Below are 18,267 nucleotides of genomic sequence, written 5' to 3'. Positions count from 1 at the left end.
GGTAAGCCGTAAATGATAACGGTTATCATATGCTTCATGGCGCAATGCCTGCAAGTGGCACACGGCTTGTAGGACTTGCCAACGCATCCACTGTAGGAGCCAGCTTGCCGGCTCCTACAAAGGGTTGTTCCGAAAGCGTCAATCTTCCAGGGGTTGCGGCGCGTGCTTGCCAGGCTTGGCTTTGGCGCCAGGCTTGCCCGCAGCCGGTGCGGCAGGTTCTGGTTCGACGGGTGCGGCGGCTTCTTTTTCGGCCATTGGCATTTTGTCGACTGCGGCAAAAAATTCTGCAAGGTCAAGGGTATCGGGGGGTACGGTCTTTTCGACTTTCTTCTCGCCGTCCTTGCCCACCAGGATCACTTTGGTACCGGCGCTGGCGCCAAGTTTGAGGGCACGGATCAGCGCATTGGTGTCCTGGGCGCCGAGGTCCTTGCCGTCGCGCTGGCCGACGGTGCCGATGCTCGTGTAGTTCACGGTGTAGAGCACCATGTTGCGCTCGGCGAACTTCTGTTTGTTCTCAGGCTGTTCAAGATCTTTCTTGAGTTGGACCTGAGTCGGGTCGATAGAGCTGGGTGCAATCACGATCAGCGGGCGGAATTTGCCTTGATCCTGTTCCAGCGGGCCTCGGTTATCCGCAGCCAACAACGGCCCCGTAAACGCCATCAAGGTAGCCAGGGTCAGCGACCGGACGAGCATGCGTACCTCCTTCCAATTCCATGCAGAGTTTTTGAGTTTCATGTCTGCGACAGTCAATTTCAAGGATGATTCCTACGCGACTATCAGAAAGAGTAGGCTAGGACGCCCGCGACGCAAGGGTTTGAGGCCCATCGGACCTCATTGTTTCTTCTGATTGCCAGGGCTCACTGCGCGGGCCAATCGGGCCAGTGCCAGGCAAAGACCGGAGCCACCTGCGGATCGCCATCCACCCGCGCCAGAGCCTGGGCGCACGCGGGGTGGGAATGCTGCAGGACGTCCCGCACGCCCTCCCAACGGGACACGGCGGCCGCCATGATGCCCAGGGCATTGGGCAACCCCTGCGGGGTAAAAAGTTGCCCGGCAAACTGCTCGGCAAATACCTGCCAGGTTCGATGCAGTTTCTGTTGCGTGCCCGCAATCAGTTGCGCCTGCACCGTCTCGTCGGCGTCGTCGAGAAAGCGTTGTGGGTAGTCAATGATGGTGATCGCCGAGTAGCAGTTGGCGGCGATGTACACCAGGCCGCGAATGATCTGGGCGCGGTTACCAGATAGCAGTCCGCTGGCCGGATACGCGAGGCCCAGATGGATCAGGATCGCCGCGCTTTCCGTCAGCACGCTGGCGTCGGGCAGTTGCAGGGTGGGGATTTGTCGTAGCGGGTTGATCTGCCCGAGGGCCTCCATCCCCGCCATGTCGCCCCAGGGGCTGGCATCGACCTGTTGCCAGGGCACGCCGCAACGTTGCAGGGCGATTTCGACGATGCATGCGCCTGAGCTTTGCGTACCGTAGAGCGTGTACATGGGGCGTTCCTCCGACCGGTTCAGCGTCCAGAGTGAAACGCTTTCCCGCCGTTAAAACAAGCCCATCTGACCACCGACCAAGGTGCTGAAATCGTCATCGACAAACGGCAGGATCGCGTCGGCCACCGGCTGCAATTGCCGGGTGACGTAGTGGTCGTAGTCGATCGGCGCCTGGCGCACCTCCAGGGGTTCGGGGCCGTTGACGGTGATCACATAGCGGATCCAGCCACCGTTCTGGTATTGCCGTGGACGACCCTGGCGGTCGTTGTACTCATCCGCCAGGCGCGCGGCGCGCACATGGGGCGGCACGTTGCGCTCGTAGTCGCCCAGTTGCCGGCGCAGGCGCTTGCGGTAGATCAGCAGTTCATCGAGTTCGCCGTCGAGGGTGCGGCGCACGTAGTCACGCACGTAATCCTGGTGGGGCTGGCGATGGAAGATGCGCTGATACAGCTCCTGCTGGAATTGGCGGGCCAGGGGCGACCAGTCGCTGCGCACGGTTTCCAGGCCTTTGTAGATCATTTCTTCACTGCCATCGGCCCGGGTCACCAGGCCCGCATAACGCTTCTTGCTGCCCTCCTCCGCACCGCGAATGGTCGGCATCAGGAAGCGGCTGAAGTGGGTTTCGTATTGCAGTTCCAGGGCGCTTTGCAGACCGAATTCGCTCTGCAGGCGTTCGCGCCACCATTGGTTGACGTGCTGCACCAGGCCCTGGCCGATGCGTGTGGCCTCCTCCTGGGAGTGGGCACTACCCAGCCAGACGAAGGTGGAGTCGGTGTCGCCATAGATCACTTCATAGCCTTGGGCTTCGACCAGTTCGCGGGTCTGGCGCATGATCTGGTGGCCGCGCAGGGTGATGGACGAGGCCAGTCGTGTGTCGAAGAACCGGCAACCGCTGGAACCCAGCACGCCGTAGAAGGCATTCATGATGATTTTCAGGGCCTGGGACAGCGGCGCGTTATGTTCGCGCTTGGCCACCTCGCGGCCTTCGGAGACCCGCGCCACAATCGACGGCAGGCAATGCCGGGTGCGGGAAAAGCGGGCGCCGCGAAAGCCTTCCACCGACTCGCTGTCGTCGGGATGGCGCAGGCCTTCGATGAGGCCCACGGGGTCGATCAGGAAGCTGCGGATAATCGACGGGTAGAGACTTTTGTAGTCCAGCACCAGCACCGACTCGTACAGGCCGGGCCGCGAGTCCATGACAAAACCACCGGGGCTGGCCTGGGGCGGCTTGTCCCCCAGATTCGGCGCGACAAAGCCCTGGCGATGCATCAGCGGCATATACAGATGAGTGAACGCCGCCACCGAACCACCATTGCGATCCGCCGGCAAGCCGGTGACGCTGGCCCGCTCCAGCAGGAACTTGAGCAGTTCGGTCTTTTCGAAAATCCGCGTCACCAGCTCGCAGTCCTTGAGGTTGTAGCGCGCCAGCGCGGGCTTGTCCTCGGCGAACATACGGTTGATCTCGTCCATGCGCTGGTAGGGCGTGGAGATCGACTTGCCTTCGCCGAGCAGGGTCTGGGCGACGTTTTCCAGGCTGAAGGATTCAAAGGTCCAGGTGGCCGAACGCAGGGCTTCGATGCCATCGATGATCAGTCGCCCGGCAGCAGCGGCGAAGTAATGGTTACGGCTGCCATGTTCGCGCCAGGCCATGGCCTCGCCGCCACGGCCGAGCAGCAATGGCACGTTGAGGCGCTTGGCATGCTCATGGAGGACCCGCAGATCGAACTGCACCAGGTTCCAGCCAATGATTGCGTCGGGGTCGTGTTGTGCCAGCCATTGGTTCAGGCGCTCCAGCAGTTGGGCGCGGCTGTCGCAGTATTCGAGCTGGAAATCCACCGCGTCGGTTTTATTCGGCGGGCCGAGCATATACACCTGGCGTTCACCACAACCTTCCAGGGCGATGGAGTACAGCTCGCCGCGCGCGGTGGTTTCGATATCCAGAGAGACCAGCTTCAACGCCGGACGGTAGTCCGGCGCCGGCTTCATCTGCGCCTCCAGCAGCATCCCGCCCTCGCCCGGTGTGCCGTCAAACGCCACGGGCGCGGTGATAAAGCGTTCCATCATGTAGCGCTCAGGCGGGCGTACATCGCCTTCGTAGACATCCACGCCGGCCTGGCGCAGGCGTTTTTCCAGGTCCATGGCCTGGCGATGCTGGCGGGTATAGAGGCCCAGGACCGGGCGGTGATGGAAGTCACACAACTGCAGCGGACGCAGATCCACATCGCGCTCACCCTTGAGCACTCGTTGCGCGTGCTCGCGATGGGCCACGGGAATAAACATCACCGAAGGCTGCACCGGTAGACAGATATACCGCGGCCCCTGGTCGGTGGCCAGCCAGAAGCTGACCTGCGTGCCCGCCGGGGTGTCGTGCCAATGCCGGGTCAGGACAAAACCCTGCTGTAAATCCACCTTGCCGCACCTCAGGAATCGCTTTCAGGGCGCGATTCTACTCGGCATCCGCCGTAAGGCCTTAATAGAAATTTTCTGGCCTTCAGAAAAGTCGTACAGCACAAAACAGTTTGTAAAACACCATTTAGCACTTATTATCATTTGCACCGGAGTCGTATTCGCGCAATGAGGAAGCGCAACGCCATTGCCCCCTTCCTCACACTGACGGTTCACCGTCCGGATCGACCATGCCCACCTATACCCGACTTGCCGTGCCGTTTCGCCCGACCCTGCTCGCCCTGTGCTGCTCCCTGAGCTTTGCCGCCCACAGCGCCCCCCAACCAACCCCGCAGGATGCGAGCAACGGCCAGGCCCTGGAACTGGGGGCAACCAGCATCAGCGCCGAATCAATCATCCCCGGCGCCCTGCCCCCGGTGTACGCCGGCGGCCAAGTGGCGCGCGGCGGGCAATTGGGGGTACTGGGCAACCAGGACATCATGGACGTGCCATTCAGCATGGCCTCCTACACCGAAAAACTGATTCGCGACCAGCAGGCCGAGACCGTGGGCGATGTACTGCTCAACGACTCATCCGTGCGCCAGGCGTCGGGTTACGCCAACCAGTCGCAATTGTTCGTGATTCGTGGCCTGCCACTGAATGGTGATGATATTTCCTACAACGGCCTCTACGGCATCCTACCCCGGCAGATCATGTCCACCGACGCCCTGGAGCGGGTGGAAGTGTTCAAGGGCCCGAACGCCTTTATCAACGGGGTAACGCCCTCCGGCTCCGGTATCGGCGGCGGCGTAAACCTGCAACCCAAGCGCGCCGGCGATGAACCGCTGCGCCGCTTCAGCACCGATATCAGCAGCGAAGGCCGGATTGGCCAGCACTTGGATGTCGGCCAGCGCTTTGGCGAAGACAATCGTTTTGGCGCACGGGTGAACCTGTCCCAGCGTGAAGGCGATACCGGCACAGACAATGAAAACCAGCGCTCCAAGCTGTTTGCCGCGGGCCTCGATTACCAGGGTGATGCACTGCGTCTGTCGGGGGATTTCGCGTATCAGAAGCAGCGCGTCAATGGCGGGCGCAACTCGGTGTTCCTGGGGACAGCCGTGACCCAGGTACCCGACGCACCGTCGGCCGACACCAACTATGCACCGCGCTGGAGTGCGACCAATATTGAAGACACCCTGGGCATGCTGCGCGCCGAATATGACCTGAACGACAACTGGACCGCCTACGCGGCGGGCGGGGTCAAGCACACTCGGGAGATGGGCCAGTACTCATCGGTGACCATCAACGACAACCTGGGCAACGCCCAGACCAGCGCTTCGACCATCGCCCACGAAGAAGACAACAGCAGCGCCATGGCCGGCCTGAACGGCAAGTTCCAGACCGGCCCGGTGAGCCATCGCCTGAACTTCGGCCTGGCGGGGATCTGGACCGAGGCACGTAACGCCTATGTGTTCGACAGCGCCAAGACTCCCACCAATATCTACCAGCCGGTGACCGGCGCCGAACCGCGCCTGAACAGCCCACGCAATACCCCTGGCACCGACTTCAGCGACCCGACCATCACCGCCAAGACCTTCGTGCGCAGCGCGGCGGTCTCCAACACCTTTGGTTTTGTCGATGATCGCCTGCTGGTCACGCTCGGCCTGCGCCGCCAGCAAATGGTGGTGCAGGGCTACAACTACATGAGCGCCAGCCGCACCGCCAACTACGATCAGTCGATTACCACGCCGGTGTACGGCATTGTGTTCAAGCCTTGGGAGCATGTGTCGCTGTATGCCAATCGGATTGAAGGATTGGCCAAGGGGCCGACCGCACCAGAGAAACTGGGTGTTCGCACGGTGACCAACGCTGGCCTGGTGTACGCCCCGGCCCGCTCCAAGCAGGTCGAGGCCGGGGTCAAGGTCGACATGGGCACCTACGGCGCAACGCTGGGGGTGTATCGCATCGAGCAGCCCGGCGCCGGCTACAGCGAGATCATCGACGCCACCACCGCGCGTTTCGTGCGTGAAGGCGAACAAATCAACAAGGGCGTGGAACTCAACGTATTCGGCGAACCGCTGGCCGGCCTGCGCCTGCTGGGCGGTGTGACAGTCATGAAAACCGAGCTAAAGGGCACACAGAACGGCGCCAACGACGGCAACCGCGCGATTGGCGTGCCGTCGTTCCAGCTCAATGCGGGGGTGGATTGGGATGTGCCGGGCCTGCAAGGCGTGACCCTCAGCGGGCGCATGCTGCGCACCGGCGGGCAGTATGTCGATGCCGCCAACAAGCTCAGCCTGCCGGCCTGGAACCGCTTTGACCTGGGTGCACGCTACAGCTTCAAGATGGACCAGCGCGACGTCACCCTGGGACTTAACGTGGACAACGTGGCCAATACCAAATACTGGGAATCGGCGATGGGCGGCTACCTGACCCAAGGCGATCCGCGGGTGGCCAAGCTGTCGGCAAGCATCGAGTTCTGAGCCCCACCTTACAGACTGAAATCCCGGATCCAGCGCTAAGCTCCTGTGGGAGCTGTCTCGCCCTGCGAGGCTGCGATAGCGGCGGCACAGGTACCAGAAATATCGCCTGAGCCACCGCTATCGCAGCCTCGCTAACGCTCGACAGCTCCCACATTTTGTTCTGTATCAGGCCGAAAACAGCATTCACAAAGTATGTTGAGTTGGCAGGCTATTGGACAGCCCGGCCCCAACTGCGTAGTTTTCACAGACCGCGCACAAGGACTCTGGCATGGCCCCCGACCTCACCTCCATCGAGCTGTTCCTCAAGACGGTCAAGCTGGGCAATCTGTCCCGGGCGGCCGAGCAGTCGCACCTCTCGCTGTCAGCGGCCAGCCGGCGTCTGTCGTTGCTCGAGCAGCATTTCAAGGTCGCCCTGTTGCACCGCTCCTCAACCGGCGTCTCACCGACGGCGGCCGGGGAAGTGCTGGTGGAGCATGGGTTGTCGATCTTGCGGGCGGTCGACGTAATGCATGCCGACCTCGCCGACTACGCCAAGGGCGCTACCGGCCGCGTGTGCCTGTATGCCAACAGCTCGGCGATGAGCCAGCAACTGCCCAGCCAATTGACCCAATGGAACGCCCTGCATCCTGGTATCCGCCTGGATATCCGCGAGGAACGCAGCCGCGAAATCCTGCAAGCGGTGCGTGATGGCGTGGCCGATGTGGGGATCGTCACCACCCAGCCCAGCGGCGAGGAACTGCGCTTTGTCCCTTACTGCCAGGACCGCCTGTGCCTGTTGGTACCCGATGATCATCCGTTCAAGATGCGCCATGCGCGCTTTGAGGATTTGTTGGGCTACGACTTTGTCGGCCTGGAAGATAACGCCGCCATCACCGCGCTCATCACCGAAGCCGCTGCGGCGATTGGCATGCCCCTGCGCCTGCGGGTCCAGGTACGCAGCTTTGAAGCCGTGTGCCGGCTGATTGCCGCCGGCCAAGGGGTTGGCGTGCTGCCCCAGGGCGCCGTGCAGATCTTTCGCAAGGAAATGGCCTTGCGCTTTATCGAAATCGACGACCCCTGGGCCGACCGCCAGATGTACCTGTGCATGCGCCAGCAACAGCCCTCTCCTACAAGCCTGGCATTATTCGACTACCTCGGTGCCTGTAATCGCGCATAACCGCCGGCCTTCGAATTTTGCGAAGGCCACTTCCACAATCAGCAATTCCCCCACCGTTGCACCTGTGCCAAGAATGTCCCCGCCTCACTGACAACAACAAAAACAGGAGACACGGCGTGTCCAATTCCACGACCAGCACCCCCCATCGTATTGCCGTGATTCCCGGCGACGGTATCGGCCGCGAGGTGGTGCCCGAAGGCCTGCGTGTACTGGAGGCCGTCAGCCGGCGTTTCGGGATTGCCTTTGAGTTCGATCACTTTGCCTGGTGCAGCGAACACTACCTGGCCCACGGCAGCATGATGCCGGACGACTGGGCCGAGCAGATCGGCAGCCATGACGCGATCTTCTTCGGTGCCGTGGGCGCACCGGACATCATCGCCGACCACACGGCAGTGTGGGAGTCGCTGCTGAAGATCCGCCGCCAGTTTGACCAGTACGTCAACATCCGCCCGGTGCGCCTGATGCCCGGCGTGCCCTGCCCGCTCGCCGGCCGTGTACCGGGGGATATCGACTTTATCGTGGTGCGGGAAAACACCGAGGGCGAATACTCCAGCGTCGGCGGGCGGATGTGGGAAGGCACGCCGCGCGAGATCGCGGTGCAAGAGTCGATCTTCTCCCGCGAAGGCGTGGACCGCGTGGTGGACTATGCCTTCAAACTGGCTCAGCAGCGACCGCGCAAGAACCTGGTGGCCGCCACCAAATCCAACGGTATCTCCATCACCATGCCGTTCTGGGACGAGCGGGTGAACCTGATTGCCCAGCGCTACCCGGACGTCAAGACCGCTAAATTCCATATCGATATTCTGTGTGCACACTTCGTGCAGCACCCGGACTGGTTTGACGTGGTGGTGGCCTCCAACCTGTTTGGCGACATCCTCTCCGACCTCGGCCCGGCCTGTACCGGCACCATCGGTATTGCCCCATCGGCCAACCTCAACCCCGAGCGACGCTACCCGTCGCTGTTCGAGCCGGTGCATGGTTCGGCACCGGACATTGCCGGGCTGGGCGTGGCCAACCCCATCGGCCAGATCTGGTCGGCTGCGTTGATGATCGAGCATCTGGGCAATGGCAACCCGCTCCACCAACAGGCCGCAGCCGCCATTGTCTCGGCCATCGAGACGGTACTTGCCGAGGGTCCACGCACCCGGGAAATGGGCGGCAGTGCCAGTACGATTGAAGTGGGCGTGGCCATCGCCGAATGCATCGCCGGGAACAGGAGCTGAACATGATCAACGCACACTACATCGCCAACCAATGGCAGGCCTCGACCTCACTTGAAGATATCCCGGTGATCGACCCCAGCAGCGGCGAAACCTACTCCAGCATCGCCCGGGGCACCGCCGCCGATATCGACGCCGCCGTCAGCGCCGCACGCCTGGCCGTGGGCGAGACCTTTGATGGCCCATGGGGCAGATTGTCGGCCCTGGAGCGCAGCCGCCTGCTGGCCAGGCTCGGCGTGGCCGTATTGGAACACCACGAAGAGCTGGCGCAGATCGAAGCACGGGACACCGGCAAGGCGCTGAAAGTCGCACGGGCCGATGCCACTGCCCTCGCCCGCTATTTTGAATATTACGCCGGCGCGGCCGACAAGCTGCACGGCGAAACCCTGCCCTATCAGAACGGTTACACGGTGCTCACCGTGCGCGAGCCCCATGGAGTGACCGGGCATATCATCCCGTGGAACTACCCGATGCAGATCTTCGGCCGCAGCGTCGGCGCCTCCCTGGCGGCGGGCAATGCCTGCGTGGTCAAGCCGGCCGAGGATGCCAGCCTGTCGCTGCTGCGCCTGGCGCAGATTGCCGCCGAAGTGGGCTTTCCGGCCGGTGCGATCAATGTGGTGACCGGCTACGGCTACGAAGCCGGCGCTGCGTTGTGCGCTCATCCTGGAATCGATCACATCTCGTTTACCGGCTCCACAGTCACCGGCACGGCGGTGTCGAAAGCGGCCGCTGAGCGGCATTGCCCGGTGACCCTGGAACTGGGCGGCAAATCACCGCAACTGGTGTTCGCCGATGCGGACCTGGATGAAGCCTTGCCGGTGCTGGTCAATGCCATTGTGCAGAACTGTGGGCAGACCTGTTCGGCGGGCAGCCGGCTGCTGGTAGAGCGCAGTATTTATGAAACGCTGGTGGAGAAGCTCAGCCAGCGCTTCCGTCAATTGCGCACCGGGCCTTCGGCGCTGGACCTGGATATGGGGCCGCTGATCAACCAGAAGCAGCAACGCCTGGTGCGCGAGTTCGTACGCGAAGCCGAGCAGGCCGGCATCACCGTTGCCGCGCGCGGCCAGGTGGTGGCCGAAGCCGGCAGTGGCGGTTACTTCCAGGAAGCGGTGCTGTTTCGTGACGTGCCGCCCGACAGCCGCCTGGCCCAGGAGGAAGTCTTCGGTCCGGTACTGGCCGTGATGCCCTTCGACGACGAAGCCGAGGCCATCCGCCTGGCCAACGGCACCGATTTCGGCCTGGTCGCCGGCGTGTGGACCCGCGACGGCGCCCGGCAAATGCGCCTGGCGCGCAAGCTGCGCTGCGGCCAGGTTTTCATCAATAACTACGGGGCTGGCGGCGGGGTTGAACTGCCCTTCGGCGGCGTCAAGGCCAGCGGTTATGGCCGGGAAAAAGGCTTCGAGGCCCTGCTGGGCTTTACCACCTTGAAGACCATTGCGATCAAACACGGCTAAGCCATTACAACAACAAGAAAGGAGAACACTCCATGCGTCTCGCAAACAAAGTAGCCATCGTCACTGGCGCCGGTTCCGGCTTTGGTGAAGGCATCGCCAAGACCTTCGCCCAACAGGGTGCGCGGGTTATCGTCGCCGACATGAACGCCACCGGCGGCCAGCGGGTGGTCAATGAGATCGAGGCCAGCGGCGGCCATGCGCATTTCATCGAGGTCAACGTGGCCAACGACGAAAGCATGGGTGCCCTGTTGCGGGCGACCCTGGAGCAATTCGGCGGGCTGGATATCGTCATCAACAACGCCGGCACCACCCACCGCAACCGACCGATGCTGGAAGTGGACGAGGCCGAGTTCGACCGGGTGTTCGCGGTCAACGTCAAAAGTATCTTCCTCAGCGCCAAGCATTTTGTGCCGCACTTTCGCGGCCAGGGCGGCGGCGTGTTCGTCAACATTGCCTCGACTGCGGCGATCCGCCCGCGCCCGGGGCTGGTCTGGTATAACGGCAGCAAGGGTGCGGTGGTGGTCATGAGCAAGACCATGGCAGCGGAACTGGGCCCGGACAATATCCGCGTCAACTGCGTGAACCCGGTGGTCGGCGCCACGGCGCTGCTCAGTGAGTTCATGGGTGTGCCGGACACCCCGGAAAACCGCCAGAAGTTCATGGCGACTATCCCCCTGGGACGTTTTTCCACCCCGCAAGACGTGGCCAATGCCTGCCTGTACCTGGCCTCGGACGAAGCGGCTTTTATCACCGGCACTTGCCTTGAAGTCGATGGTGGGCGCTGCGTGTAACTCAACGACCATAGGGATCGGAGTCGATATGTGTGACTTACATAACAAGAACGAACCGAGCACCAAGCAATTACTCGATGGCCTGCCAAAGAACTGGGGTAAATGGGGACCGGACGATGAGGTTGGCGCCCTCAATTACCTGACCGAAGCCGAAGTACTGCGCGGCGTGGCCTCGGTGCGCCAAGGCAAGACCTTCACGTTGCAAGTGCAGATCGGCCATCCGGGCGGCGACCCGATGTGGCCGGCACGCAACCCGTCGATGCGCTTCAATACCCTGGATCACAGCCACTATCACTTCGGCAAGCAACCCGAAATGACCGGCGGCGCAGCGTATTGCGACGATGTGATCTTCATGCAGCTGCAAGGCTCGACCCAGTACGACGCCCTCGGGCATGCCTGGTACGACAATCAACTGTGGAACGGCTACGACGCCATGAGCACCGTCGGCGGCGTGGCCAAGGCCAGTGTGCTGGCGATTGCCGAACGTGGCGTGGTCGGGCGCGCGGTACTGATCGACATGGCCCGCCATCGCGGCAAGAAATACCTGGGCCGTGGCGAAACCTTCAATCACCTGGACTTGCTGGCGGCCGCCAAGGCCCAGGGCGTGACCATCGAAAAACGCGACATCCTGATCATCCGTACCGGCTCCATGGGCGCGTTCTACGAGTATGGCAAGACTGAGTTCTTCAAGGACCTGGTGGAGCCTGGCCTGACCTACAGCCGGGAGTTGGTGGAGTGGTTCCATGCCATGGAAATCCCCAATCTGGTGACCGACACCATCGCCAATGAGGTGATCACCGATCCGGTGTCGGGGGTGCAGATTCCATTGCATTGCGCGCTGATGCGCAACCTCGGCATCGCCTTTACCGAGATCGTGCTGCTGGAGGATCTGGCCGCCGATTGTGCCGACGACGGCCAGTGGAAGTTCCTCTACACCGCCGCACCGTTGAAGATTGTCGGTGGCAGCGGCGCGCCGGTGAACCCGGTGGTGATCAAGTAGCTCACCAGTCGTAGGACACGGCCAGGGACGCAGTGCGCTCCTGGCCGTAATAGCAACCAAAGGCGTAGTTGCAGGACGAGACATACTCGCGATCAAACAGGTTCTGCACGTTGAGGCTGGCTTCGGCGCCCTTGAATGCGGGGCCCAGGCGGCTCAGGTCGTAGCTGACCGTAGCGTCGTAGACCACGAACGACGGGGTCTTGAAGGTGTTGGACGAGTCGCCGTATTTCTTCCCGGTGTAACGCGCACCGCCACCTGCGGTCAGGCCGGCCAAGGCATCACTGGAAAAATGGTAGTCGGCCCAGACGCTGCCGCTCCACGGGGCTTGCGCCTCGCTGCGGTTGCCCTCATCGCCGTAGTTGCTCTTGGTATAGATCGCGTCCAGGTACGACAGCGCGCTGATCAACTCCACCTGGCCGAACCGTGCCTTGCCTTCGAATTCGACGCCGCGTGAGCGCACTTCACCTTCCTGCAACTGGTATTCGCGATAGACCAGATCGCCGGTCAGGACGTTTTTCTGTTTGATCTGGAACACCGACAAGGTCAGCAATGACTGGTCGTTGGGCTGGTACTTGACCCCTGCTTCATATTGCTCGCCTTCCACCGGTTTGTAGGCGCCGCCACCGCGTTCCGGGGCCAGACGGCCGACGCTTGGCAGGAACGACTCGGCATAGCTGACGTAGGGCGCCAGGCCGAAGTCGGTGAGGTAAGTCAGGCCCACGCGACGCGTGAGTTTTTTGTCTTTCTGCGACACCGTGCTGCGGTCCAGCAGGTCGCGGTTGATCACTTCGGCCCAGTCTTCACGCAGGCCCATGGTGAGGATGAAGCGATCAAACCTGATCTGGTCCTGGGCATACAGGCCGGTCTGCTTGACCGTGTTGTTCCACTTGGTGGTCAGTTGCGGCTGGCCAAAGGTGTGGTAGTTGGACGGTTTGTAGAGGTCGATGATTTCCGCGCCGTAGAGGTTGTAGCCTTGGTATTTACGGGTGAACTCGCGGTGATCGAAGCCCACCAGCAAGGTGTGTTCCAGGGCACCAGTGGCGAACTTGGCCTGCAGGTTGTTATCGAGGGTGTAGGCGCTGTTGTGTTGGCGCCAGTCCAGTTTGGTGCGGCTGGCGCGGGTATCGTCGGTGCTGCCGTCGGGCAGTTCGGCGAAGCGGTTGAGGTAGAAGCCTTTATAGCGATCGTTGACGTCGGTAAAACGTGCGGTCTGGCGATATTCCAGGTTGTCGTTGAATGCGTGGGAGAAGTCATAGCCCAGCACATATTGATCGCGGATGTAGTTGTTCCAATCGGAATCGCCGAGGAAGGTGTCGCGGTCGATGCGCTGGCCCTTGGAGTTGCGATAGAGCGTGCCGATGGCGGGTAGTGCCTGGTAATCGGCCAGGGATTTGTCGCGCTGGATCTGCGCGTAGAGGGTCAGGGCGGTGTCTTCGGTCGGCGCCCAGGTCAGGCTGGGGGCCAGCAAGGTACGGCTGTCGGTGGCGTGGTCGACCATCTCGTTGCCGTCGCGGGCCAGGCCGATCAGGCGGTAGCTCAGGGTTTTTGCGTCATCGATAGGGCCGCTGAAATCCAGGGCGCCGTTGACCCGGTCGTAGCTGCCCACGCCGAACTTGACCTGGTGTCGCGCTTCGGTGGTGGGACGCTTGGACACCAGGTTGATCATCCCGCCCGGCTGGTTCTGCCCGAACAGCACCGACGCCGGCCCCTTGAGTACCTCAATACGTTCCAGGGTGTAGGGGTCGATTTGTGGCGCACCGCCGAGGCTGCCGGCGTAAGGCAGGTAGGCACCATCGAGGTACAGCAACGTGGGAGAAAAGCCACGGCTGCCCAACTCATCGGCGATGGTATTACGGTCGGTGTAGCCGTTGGTGTCCATGCCTGGGGTATAGCGCAGGGATTGGGTCAGGTTGCGCGCGCCCTGGACCTTGACCTGGTCGGCGGTGACCACGTTGACGGTCTGCGGGATTTCCAGGATCGGTGTATCGGTCTTGGTGGCCGTGGCGCTGCGGGTCGCGACATAGCCATCGACGGGGCCCCAGGCATTTTCTGCGACTTGGCCAGTGACCGTGGTGGCGCCAAGATTGAGCGCACCCTCAGGCAGCAGATACAGGCTCCATGTGCCGTTTTCGGTGACGGTCAAGCCCAGGCCGCTGCCGGCCAGCAAGTGTTGCGCGGCCTGCTCCGGGCTGTATTGGCCCTGCAATGCGGGTGCGCGACGACCTTGCAGCAAGGCCGGGGTGACCGACAGCGTGCGCCCGCTTTCCCGGGACAGCCGGCTCAGGCTATCGCCGAGGGCTGCAGCGGGCAGATTGAAATATTGCTGGGCGCTGGCGGCGGTGTCGGCCAGGGCCACAGCGGGCTGGCCAATCACAGCCAGGGTTACGGCCAGGGTCAACAGGCAGGGACGGATCATCAAGGGTGCCATAGGGTGAGGATGCTCATTGTCAGGTTGGCGTTCCCTAACCTTGACTCGCGAGATCAGCGATCCCCTCACGCTGATTGAAAATAATTCCCATCGGCCACTCAGCGCACATCAATCAGGGTCAACCAAGGACCGTAGTGACTGATGCGCAGGGGGAAGGTCTGGGCCAGCGACTCCAGGGTTTGCGCCGGATCATCCAGCGGGTACACGCCATAGACGCGTACTTTTGCGGCCTGCTCGCTGACCCGCAGCACACCGCGGCGATACGGGCGCAGGGCGTCGATCAGCAGGCCCAGGGGTTCATCACGGATGTCGACGCGGCCATCGCGCCAATCTGCCCGACTGCGCACCGAGAGCGGTACTGGACGCACATCGCTGTCGCTGAACCACGCCGCCTCCCCCGCTTCTACACGGCGCTGGCTGCCGCCGAGCGTGGTGACACGCACGCTATGCAGTTGCACCGAGGTCAAGCTGCCGGCGGCCTCCTGGCGCACCATGAATTGTGTTCCCAGGGCCTGGACTTCTCCCTGGGCGGTAGCGATGACAAACGGTCGGCGCGGGTCGGCGGCGACATCGACGAACACTTGGCCCTCGCGCAGACGTACCAGGCGGCGGCTGTCGCTGAACTGTATATCCACCGAACTACGGGCGTTGAGACTCAGGCGACTGCCATCGGCCAAGGCGAAGGTCTTCCGCTCGCCGGTGGCTGTGTGGCGGTCGGCCCACAGACCTGTGAGTGGCTGGTCGCGGTCAAAGATCGCCGCGCCACTGACGCCGAACAACACCAGTGCCAAGCCACCACGCAGCACCTTGCGCCGCGACTCCGAATCCGGGGCTGCCAGGGCTTGGGTCACGGCACGTAACTGACCGGGGCTGCGGGCTTCGACGCGCTGCAAGTCGGCAATCGGCTGCTGCAGCAAACTGCCGACCCGCTGCCAGGCAATGGCATGCTGGGGGTTGGCCCGCAACCACATTTCGAAGGTTTGACGCACAGAGGGATCATCAGCGGCCGCCTCCAGGCGCAGTAACCAATCCACGGCAGCGCGGGTGGTGGCGTCAACCTTGGACTGGCTCATGTCAGGTCCGCCGACTCGGCCAGACAGTGCAGGAAAGCCCGCCGCAGATCGCGCTCCACTGTGGCCAGCGACACGTCCAGTTGCTGGGCGATAGCCGGTTGCGACAAGCCCTCGAGACGGTTGAGCATAAAGATCTGCCGGACACGGGGCGGCAGGCCATTGAGCAGGCGGTCGATGCTTTCGAGCGCCTCGCGTACCAGGGCCAGATCTTCTTCCGACGGTGTATAGGCGTCCGGCAGTTGCGCCAGGCTGTCGAGGTAAGTCTGCTCCAGGCGCTTGCGGCGCCAGAAACTGAATAACAGCCGGCGGGCCACGGTGCTGAGAAACGCACGGGGCTCATCGAGCTGGTTGAGCTGGCGCGCATCCAGAATGCGGATAAACGTATCTTGGGTCAGGTCCGCTGCATCCTGCGGGCACTTGAGCTGACGATACAACCATGCGCGCAGCCAGCGATGGTTGTCGTCATAGAGCGTTGCCAGAAGAGCCTTGGGATCGGTAGGAGTAGACACGCGGGCAGCCACAGACGTTAATGATAATTCATCTCATTATCTGCGCAGGCTGTGGCTAAATGCAATCGCTTATCTACCGGGCGGTCCCGCTCTCTGGCTGGAGTAAAACCTTCTTTCAGACGCGCGGATCACCCGAAGCCTTGGCGGGCGCCGCGTACTGCGGCTTAAGGTGGCCCTGCTGATCAAGCAGCCAGGCATCCATGATCTGGCGGACCACAGGGCCGGCCACGCGGCCGCCCGCCTCGCCGTTTTCGATCATCACTGAAATCACGATCCTGGGATGCTCCGCCGGAGCGAAGCCGACAAACAGTGCGTTATCGCGGTTGCGCTCGCGAGTCTTCAGACGGTTGTAGCGCTCACCCTGTTTGATCGCCACCACCTGTGCGGTCCCGCTCTTGCCGGCGATCCGGTACTGCGCGCCGGCGGCCGATGCGCGGGCGATCCCGCGCGGATCGTGCATCACCATTTGCATGCCGTGGTTGACCTGGTCCCAGTCGCGGGGGTTCTTAAGCACGACATTGGGCATGGGGTGTTCATCCACGGGCGGTACACCGTCAATGGTCTTGGCCAGATGCGGGCGATTCCACACGCCCTTGTTGGCGATCAGCGCGGTGGCCTGGGCCAGTTGCAATGGCGTGACCTGCATATAGCCCTGGCCGATGCCAAGGATCACGGTTTCGCCCGGGAACCACGGCTGGCGGCGCGTCGCACGCTTCCAGGCCTGGGACGGCATCAGGCCGGCCGACTCTTCGAACATATCCAGGGAGACTTTCTGGCCGAGGCCGAATTCGGCCATATAGTCGTGTAGGCGATCGATCCCCAGTTTGTGGGCCAGGTCATAGAAGTAGGTGTCGTTGGAACGCATGATGGCAGCGTCCATATCTACCCAGCCATCGCCGCTGTGGTTCCAGTTGCGGTATTTGTGATCAAAGTCGGGCAGTTGGTAGTAACCGGGGTCAAAGACCCGTGTCTGTGCGGTGACGACACCACTGTCGAGACCGGCGATGGCCACTTCCGGCTTGATCGTCGAGCCTGGCGCATACAGCCCGCGCAGCACCCGGTTGAATAGGGGGCGGTCAATGGAATCATGCAGAGCGGCATATTCCTTGAAACTGATGCCGGTGACGAACGAGTTGGGGTCAAAGCTAGGCTTGCTGACCATTGCCAGGACTTCGCCGGTTTGTGGATCCAGGGCAACCACTGAACCACGACGGTCGCCCAGGGCTTCTTCGGCGGCTTCCTGGAGCTTGATATCCAGGCTCAGGACAATGTTTTTACCGGGAATCGGGTCGGTGTGTTTGAGCACCCGCAGCACTCGGCCCTGGGCATTGGTCTCGACTTCCTCATAACCCACATGGCCGTGCAATTGCGCCTCATAGAAACGCTCGATTCCGGTTTTACCGATAGATTGCGTGCCACGGTACTCGACCGAATCCAGTTCTTTTGACTCTTTTTCGTTGATACGGCCCACGTAGCCAATGGAGTGCGCGAAGTGTGCGCCCAACGGGTAGTGACGCACGAACTGTGGCTCCACATCCACGCCTGGCAGGCGGAATTCGTTGACCGCCAATATGGCGATCTGTTCTTCAGTCAATTCATAGAACAACGTTACGGGCACGAACGGGTGACGCGCCTGTTTCAAGGCCTTGTCAAAGACTGCGCGGTCTTCGGGCGGCAGATGCAGGAGAGTGATGATCGAATCCAGTTCGCCTTTGAGATCGGTAGCCCGCTCGCGGGTGATGGTCAGGTTGTAACTGGGGCGGTTATCGGCCAGGACCACGCCGTTGCGGTCGTAGATCAGGCCGCGGGCCGGGGTAATGGGCAAGACATGGACACGATTGTTTTCGGAGATGGTGGAGTGATAGTCGAACTCGACCACTTGCAGGAAATACATGCGGGCGACCAAGGCACAGGTGATGCCAAGCACCAGTATTGCGCAGGCCAACAGGCGTTTATTGACCAGGCGATGTTCTTTCTCGTGGTCTTTGATAGGTATGGCTTCGGGCATTTCTACAGCATCTCGTTGAGCAGGGACAATGCCGCTTCCTGCGGTGCAAAGATCAGTCCTTGGAACAGGTGCTGCACCATACCAAAAATGCCGAAACACTTTGTATTGAATTACCCGAACGGCAGTTCAAGTGGGTACCAACAGCGTAAAGAGCACCCTTTGCTTTTCGATCGCCCAAAACAAAACCCCAACTGCTTTCGCAATTGGGGTTTCGGAATTTAATCTTGACGATGACCTACTCTCACATGGGGAAACCCCACACTACCATCG

13 protein-coding genes are annotated in these 18,267 nt (G+C 61.9%); 6 read left to right on the top strand and 7 right to left on the bottom strand.

Features of this window, described 5'->3' with window-relative positions:
• Positions 1-138: 138 nt before the first annotated feature.
• The 3 genes from BHC62_RS16785 to BHC62_RS16775 form a co-directional block, all read right to left on the bottom strand.
• Complete coding sequence (locus BHC62_RS16785; RefSeq protein ID WP_029293223.1) at positions 139-693, bottom strand: DUF4174 domain-containing protein; 555 nt, start codon at positions 691-693, stop codon at positions 139-141.
• 164 nt (positions 694-857) lie between these two features.
• Positions 858-1,490, bottom strand: a complete 633-nt coding sequence (locus BHC62_RS16780) for a glutathione S-transferase N-terminal domain-containing protein (protein ID WP_070995576.1) — start codon at positions 1,488-1,490, stop codon at positions 858-860.
• A 51-nt stretch (positions 1,491-1,541) separates the two neighbouring features.
• Complete coding sequence (locus BHC62_RS16775; RefSeq protein WP_070995575.1) at positions 1,542-3,899, bottom strand: DNA polymerase II; 2,358 nt, start codon at positions 3,897-3,899, stop codon at positions 1,542-1,544.
• A gap of 227 nt (positions 3,900-4,126) precedes the next feature.
• On the opposite strand from BHC62_RS16775, the gene BHC62_RS16770 reads away from it, so the two are divergent.
• The 6 genes from BHC62_RS16770 to BHC62_RS16745 all read left to right on the top strand — a co-directional run bounded on the left by BHC62_RS16770 (position 4,127) and on the right by BHC62_RS16745 (position 11,979).
• Positions 4,127-6,358, top strand: a complete 2,232-nt coding sequence (locus BHC62_RS16770; RefSeq protein ID WP_070995574.1) for a TonB-dependent siderophore receptor — start codon at positions 4,127-4,129, stop codon at positions 6,356-6,358.
• A 268-nt stretch (positions 6,359-6,626) separates the two neighbouring features.
• A complete protein-coding gene (locus BHC62_RS16765; RefSeq protein ID WP_029293231.1) occupies positions 6,627-7,514 on the top strand; it encodes a LysR family transcriptional regulator in 888 nt (295 codons plus the stop codon).
• Between the two features lie 116 nt (positions 7,515-7,630).
• Positions 7,631-8,737: a tartrate dehydrogenase gene (locus BHC62_RS16760; protein WP_029293234.1), complete on the top strand. Its 1,107-nt coding sequence runs from the start codon at positions 7,631-7,633 to the stop codon at positions 8,735-8,737.
• Between the two features lie 2 nt (positions 8,738-8,739).
• Entirely contained in the window at positions 8,740-10,188 is a 1,449-nt protein-coding gene (locus BHC62_RS16755) for an aldehyde dehydrogenase family protein (RefSeq protein ID WP_029293236.1), read from the top strand.
• Between the two features lie 32 nt (positions 10,189-10,220).
• Positions 10,221-10,979, top strand: a complete 759-nt coding sequence (locus tag BHC62_RS16750) for an SDR family oxidoreductase (protein WP_070995573.1) — start codon at positions 10,221-10,223, stop codon at positions 10,977-10,979.
• Between the two features lie 28 nt (positions 10,980-11,007).
• Entirely contained in the window at positions 11,008-11,979 is a 972-nt protein-coding gene (locus BHC62_RS16745) for a cyclase family protein (RefSeq protein ID WP_070995572.1), read from the top strand.
• 1 nt (position 11,980) lies between these two features.
• Here BHC62_RS16745 and BHC62_RS16740 read toward each other — a convergent pair whose 3' ends face one another.
• The 4 genes from BHC62_RS16740 to mrdA all read right to left on the bottom strand — a co-directional run bounded on the left by BHC62_RS16740 (position 11,981) and on the right by mrdA (position 17,997).
• Positions 11,981-14,395, bottom strand: coding sequence for a TonB-dependent siderophore receptor (locus BHC62_RS16740; protein ID WP_256324372.1), 2,415 nt, complete (start codon positions 14,393-14,395; stop codon positions 11,981-11,983).
• Positions 14,396-14,505: 110 nt separating this feature from the next.
• On the bottom strand, positions 14,506-15,480 hold the full coding sequence (locus BHC62_RS16735) for a FecR domain-containing protein (RefSeq protein ID WP_070995570.1): 975 nt from the start codon (positions 15,478-15,480) through the stop codon (positions 14,506-14,508).
• On the bottom strand, positions 15,477-15,989 hold the full coding sequence (locus BHC62_RS16730) for a sigma-70 family RNA polymerase sigma factor (RefSeq protein ID WP_029293247.1): 513 nt from the start codon (positions 15,987-15,989) through the stop codon (positions 15,477-15,479). Before BHC62_RS16730 ends, BHC62_RS16735 begins: the two co-directional genes overlap by 4 nt.
• A gap of 115 nt (positions 15,990-16,104) precedes the next feature.
• Positions 16,105-17,997, bottom strand: a complete 1,893-nt coding sequence (mrdA, locus tag BHC62_RS16725) for a penicillin-binding protein 2 (protein ID WP_029293249.1) — start codon at positions 17,995-17,997, stop codon at positions 16,105-16,107.
• Between the last annotated feature and the right edge of the window lie 270 nt (positions 17,998-18,267).

This window comes from Pseudomonas sp. 06C 126, from assembly GCF_001855215.1.
Classification (GTDB): Bacteria; Pseudomonadota; Gammaproteobacteria; order Pseudomonadales; family Pseudomonadaceae; genus Aquipseudomonas; species Aquipseudomonas proteolytica.
The sequence above is the reverse complement of the archived record's forward strand: the minus strand, read 5'-3'. Positions and strand labels throughout refer to the sequence as shown.

What these genes read in the sequence shown, in the direction of transcription:
- BHC62_RS16785 (WP_029293223.1), bottom strand. Translation starts at nt 693, where the DNA reads ATGCTCGTCCGGTCGCTGACCCTGGCTACCTTGATGGCGTTTACGGGG.
- BHC62_RS16740 (WP_256324372.1), bottom strand. Translation starts at nt 14,395, where the DNA reads ATGATCCGTCCCTGCCTGTTGACCCTGGCCGTAACCCTGGCTGTGATT.
- BHC62_RS16750 (WP_070995573.1), top strand. Translation starts at nt 10,221, where the DNA reads ATGCGTCTCGCAAACAAAGTAGCCATCGTCACTGGCGCCGGTTCCGGC.
- BHC62_RS16755 (WP_029293236.1), top strand. Translation starts at nt 8,740, where the DNA reads ATGATCAACGCACACTACATCGCCAACCAATGGCAGGCCTCGACCTCA.
- BHC62_RS16780 (WP_070995576.1), bottom strand. Translation starts at nt 1,490, where the DNA reads ATGTACACGCTCTACGGTACGCAAAGCTCAGGCGCATGCATCGTCGAA.
- mrdA (WP_029293249.1), bottom strand. Translation starts at nt 17,997, where the DNA reads ATGCCCGAAGCCATACCTATCAAAGACCACGAGAAAGAACATCGCCTG.
- BHC62_RS16770 (WP_070995574.1), top strand. Translation starts at nt 4,127, where the DNA reads ATGCCCACCTATACCCGACTTGCCGTGCCGTTTCGCCCGACCCTGCTC.
- BHC62_RS16735 (WP_070995570.1), bottom strand. Translation starts at nt 15,480, where the DNA reads ATGAGCCAGTCCAAGGTTGACGCCACCACCCGCGCTGCCGTGGATTGG.
- BHC62_RS16765 (WP_029293231.1), top strand. Translation starts at nt 6,627, where the DNA reads ATGGCCCCCGACCTCACCTCCATCGAGCTGTTCCTCAAGACGGTCAAG.
- BHC62_RS16745 (WP_070995572.1), top strand. Translation starts at nt 11,008, where the DNA reads ATGTGTGACTTACATAACAAGAACGAACCGAGCACCAAGCAATTACTC.